This is a genomic window from Polynucleobacter sp. P1-05-14, assembly GCF_018881675.1.
GTDB lineage: Bacteria > Pseudomonadota > Gammaproteobacteria > Burkholderiales > Burkholderiaceae > Polynucleobacter.
In genome coordinates this window covers 1-4,039 of sequence record NZ_JACVPV010000010.1, presented here as the reverse complement: position 1 = coordinate 4,039, position 4,039 = coordinate 1, and the positions used below count along the sequence as shown (strand labels likewise).

The following is a 4,039-nucleotide window of genomic DNA, read 5'->3' as shown; positions in this document are numbered from 1 at the left end:
TGGCCAGTAATGAATCGTTTCATCTTCATGAACATCCGTTAATTAGTGATACTTAATTAACGTTTGAGGGTGCTTAGGTGTTTACAAAAACAGGGAGATTATTGGGGGTTTTTACACAGCCTCGGTCGAAAGCAGCCCCTTGCCCTCAGTCGGTTAACCCAACAAACCTGCTGTTATTTCATACAAGAACACTGTCTGAGCCAATCAAACCTCTATAAGCCCGTTGGTCACGAGTTCGAATCTCGCCGGACCCACTAAGTATTACTAAGCCTCGCTCTGCGGGGCTTTTTACTGCCCAGAGTCTATGAGATCATAGAGCCATGACCAGCAAACTGTATGAATCATTCCTTAAAAATAATCCAAGCCCTCAAGAGCGACTTACTTTAGGAAAATCGATTCGCAAAGAGGTTGATAGGTCCTCAATTGGACAATTTACTGAAGTAAGCAAGCGCCAAGGACCAATTGAGATTCTGCTTGCTCAAGCTAAAACCCGAATTCCTGAATACGTTCCAATTCGCCATGCTCGAATGGCGGCTGATCCTTTTGCGTTTTTTAGAGGCGGCGCTGCAACTATGGCACATGACTTGGCCAAACTCCCAAGCCCCTCCATTCAAGTTCAATTATGCGGAGATATACACGTTAGTAACTTTGGGTTCTTTTCCACAACTGAACACCAATTAGTGTTTGGAATTAATGATTTTGATGAAACTCTTCCCGGAAATTTTGACTGGGATTTAAAGCGGCTGACAGCTAGCGCGATGATTGCCTCGAAGTTACTTGGTCAAGATCAGACTTATGGAGAAAATATTGTGCGAAATATCTCCAGAGCATATAGAAATAATCTTCATCAATATGCCTCGATACCCTATATAGACCTCAAACGCACTTATATAGATGACAAATCATTAACGAGTATCGCAGCAAAAAATGCAACTGATGCAAGCCAAAAGTATTTAAAAGGTTTATTGGATAAGGCTCGAAAAAATAGTGGTCATGGCATGCTTGGAAAACTCACTGAACTAAGTAGCGAGGGAATTCGACTCATTAATAATCCCCCGCTCATAGAGCACCCCCAATTCTCGCCTCATGGAAGAAGGATTACTGAGCTCAATGATCAAGGCCTTAATTCCTACATTCAGTCTTTAGCACCAGATCGCAGACATTTATTAGCACGCTATAAATGGATTGATTGGGCAAGAAAAGTTGTTGGGGTTGGTAGCGTGGGCACCGCTTGCTGGGTAATGTACTTTGAGGGACGCGATGCAAATGACCCGCTTTTCCTCCAAACGAAACAGGCGCAAAAGTCAGTTCTAGCTTCCTTTTTCCCTGATACGCAATTTCAGTCTGAAGGAGAACGTGTCGTTCATGGGCAATGCTTAATCCAAGGAGCTCCAGACCTCTTTCTCGGTTTTGGCAAAACAGCAGAATCAGATTTTTATGTAAGGCAGCTGCGCGACATGAAGGGTGGAATTTCAGTTGGGGAGAACGGCATCAACACTAAAGTATTTCCTGATTTTGCAAAACTATTTGGATGGGCATTAGCCAACGCCCATGCCCGTTCAGGAGATCCTGCCGTTCTTGCTGGCTATTGTGGAAAAAGTGAATCCCTAGATGATGCTCTCGTCAAGTTCTCGATTGCTTACAGCAAACAAAATGAAGCTGACTATGCTACATTTTTAAAGGCAATTAAATCAGGCAAAGTCTCTTGCGCTACAGAGAATTTCTAAGATCCAGCTACTCAACAATAAATACATATCGACTTTAAGAACTCGAGGCTGGGATTGCAAGTGTTAACTTTTCAAAAAAGATCAATCGCACACCCAATCGCACAATCATTTTTTGGCCCTTTAGACCATTAATTTATATAGAGTTTTAAAGAGATATGACTTCTTTTAAGCCCGTTGGTCGCGAGTTCGCATCTCGCCCGACCCACCAGTTATACAAAAGCCTCTGGAGAAATCTAGGGGCTTTTTCTTTTAACAATCGGTTAATTGGCATTACCCCCTTTCAATTGAAACCTTAATTAGCATCTTGTTTTAATATCATGCTATAATGCAATCATGCTGCATGAATATAGGAGAACGCCATGGGCGCAGTGATAGATCATCAAGTTATTAAATCCATTGGATCCAGTGGGCAGATCTCGCTTGGCAAAGAGCATGCGGGACGTCAGGTATTAGTGGAAACGCCTGAACCTGGCGTTTGGGTTATTCGTACCGCCACAGTTATTCCCGACAATGAGCGTTGGGTACATAAGCCCGCCATTAAAAAGGACTTATCAGCAGCCTTGGTCTGGGCACAAAAAACGCCAGCCAAAGCAACTGACCTTTCTAAACTAAAAATGGCTAAAACTCATGGCGCAAAACGCAAAGCCTGAGCCTTTAGTTGAGCTTGATCTGAATAGCCCCATCTTCCAATCTACCTGGGAGAGTTTGGAGCCATCCGAACAAGAGAAAGCCTTAGCCACTTTTGAGAAAATCACGCAATTGACCTGGAACCAGGTTTACCGCGATAAGGGATTGAAGTGGGAAAAGATTCATAGCATTCCCACACCAAAAGGGATTGATGCACTCTACTCATTTCGAGTTAGCAAATCAATCCGGGGAATTGGCTTCAGAGAAGATCATTTCCTAAGGGTTTTATTAATTGAACCAGATCATGATGCTGCTTATGGAAAAAAATAATCCCATAGAAAAGCCTTTTGCGGTAACTCCAAGCAAAGATATCCTCAATTCACCAGATCCTGATATATCAGGCTCCTACTTCGCTATTAAACGTGCTAGAAAAGCAGCGATAGACTTGGCAATCCAAACCAATACCGCAATCGTGACCACAATTAATGGCAAGATAGTGCGGATCCCTGCTGCAGAACTCATCAAACAGCGTCAACTTACAGCCTAAACACCGTTGGTCGCGAGTTCGAATCTCGCCCGACCCACAAGTGATATGAAGCTTAAGAATGAAAGTTCGGGAGTTTTTTATTTGGAATTCCGCTAATATCCGATAAGAGGGGCTCCTTTCCACTACATACCAACCCAAAAAGAACTTTAAAAATGAGTACAGATCCCAAAATACTAGCCTTTGATGTCTTTGGAACAGTGGTTGACTGGCATGGATCAATCGCGGCCGAAGCCAAAAGACTCAGCCTGCCAGTTGATGCAGATGAATTCGCTACCGCATGGCGCAATGGTTATAAACCAGCAATGGCCAAGGTGCGCTCTGGAACTCTGCCATGGACAAAGATTGATGATTTGCATCGTATGATCCTTGATGACATATTGAAGACATTCAACATTACCTCGTTGTCGGAATCACAAGTACAAGAATTAAATCTAGTTTGGCATCGCCTCAATCCCTGGCTAGATACAGTCGAAGGGCTGACAAGATTAAAAAGTAAATTTACTATCGTTACCTTATCCAATGGAAATCTCGGCCTACTTGCAGATATGGCTAAGAATGCGGGACTTCCTTGGGACTTAATTCTTTCAGCAGAAGTATTTCGTCACTACAAGCCTGATCCAGAAACTTATTTAGGTGTCGCGGAGATTTTCAATGTCCTCCCCGAACAAGTGATGCTTGTGGCAGCTCACAAAGATGATCTTCTGGCAGCAAATGCCTGCGGGCTTCAAACGGCCTTCATTGAAAGACCGCTAGAGTTTGGCCCTAACTTCTCAAGGCAAGACTTGCATCGTGAAGAATTTACCACTTACCATGCCAAAGATCTTACGGACCTTGCAACTCAATTGCACTGCTGATACCCAATTATTGCAATAGACATCAGGCAGATTTTAGTGAGTAGCTTGAATACTGTTGATCATAATGAGGACATCTTTTAATCCATCTTTTGCTTGTTTGGAATGTGTCGGTAACTTATGGTGGCAATAGGCGATTAAAGAAAAACCACCCGAATGAACTGACCCCCAAAAGTTGGACATCAAGTCCAACCAAGGGGGTTTTGTTTTATGAGCAAATACAGTAAGCAGTTCAAACTAAAGGTAGTTAAGGAGTTTTTAAAGTCTGGTGGCCTCAAGCGGGTTGC

At 43.1% G+C, this 4,039-nt stretch carries 5 protein-coding genes; all 5 read left to right on the top strand.

The features are described 5' to 3' along the window. Positions 1–320 precede the first annotated feature (320 nt). A complete protein-coding gene (locus tag ICN37_RS06685) occupies positions 321–1,727 on the top strand; it encodes a DUF2252 domain-containing protein (protein WP_216155905.1) in 1,407 nt (468 codons plus the stop codon). Positions 1,728–2,086: 359 nt separating this feature from the next. Then, positions 2,087–2,377, top strand: coding sequence for a hypothetical protein (locus ICN37_RS06680; protein WP_216155902.1), 291 nt, complete (start codon positions 2,087–2,089; stop codon positions 2,375–2,377). Beyond that, a complete protein-coding gene (locus tag ICN37_RS06675) occupies positions 2,355–2,684 on the top strand; it encodes a hypothetical protein (protein WP_215361591.1) in 330 nt (109 codons plus the stop codon). Before ICN37_RS06680 ends, ICN37_RS06675 begins: the two co-directional genes overlap by 23 nt. Beyond that, a complete protein-coding gene (locus tag ICN37_RS06670; RefSeq protein ID WP_255538482.1) occupies positions 2,659–2,901 on the top strand; it encodes a hypothetical protein in 243 nt (80 codons plus the stop codon). Before ICN37_RS06675 ends, ICN37_RS06670 begins: the two co-directional genes overlap by 26 nt. Before the next feature lie 152 nt (positions 2,902–3,053). After that, a complete protein-coding gene (locus ICN37_RS06665; protein WP_215320471.1) occupies positions 3,054–3,755 on the top strand; it encodes a haloacid dehalogenase type II in 702 nt (233 codons plus the stop codon). The last annotated feature ends 284 nt before the right edge of the window (positions 3,756–4,039 follow it).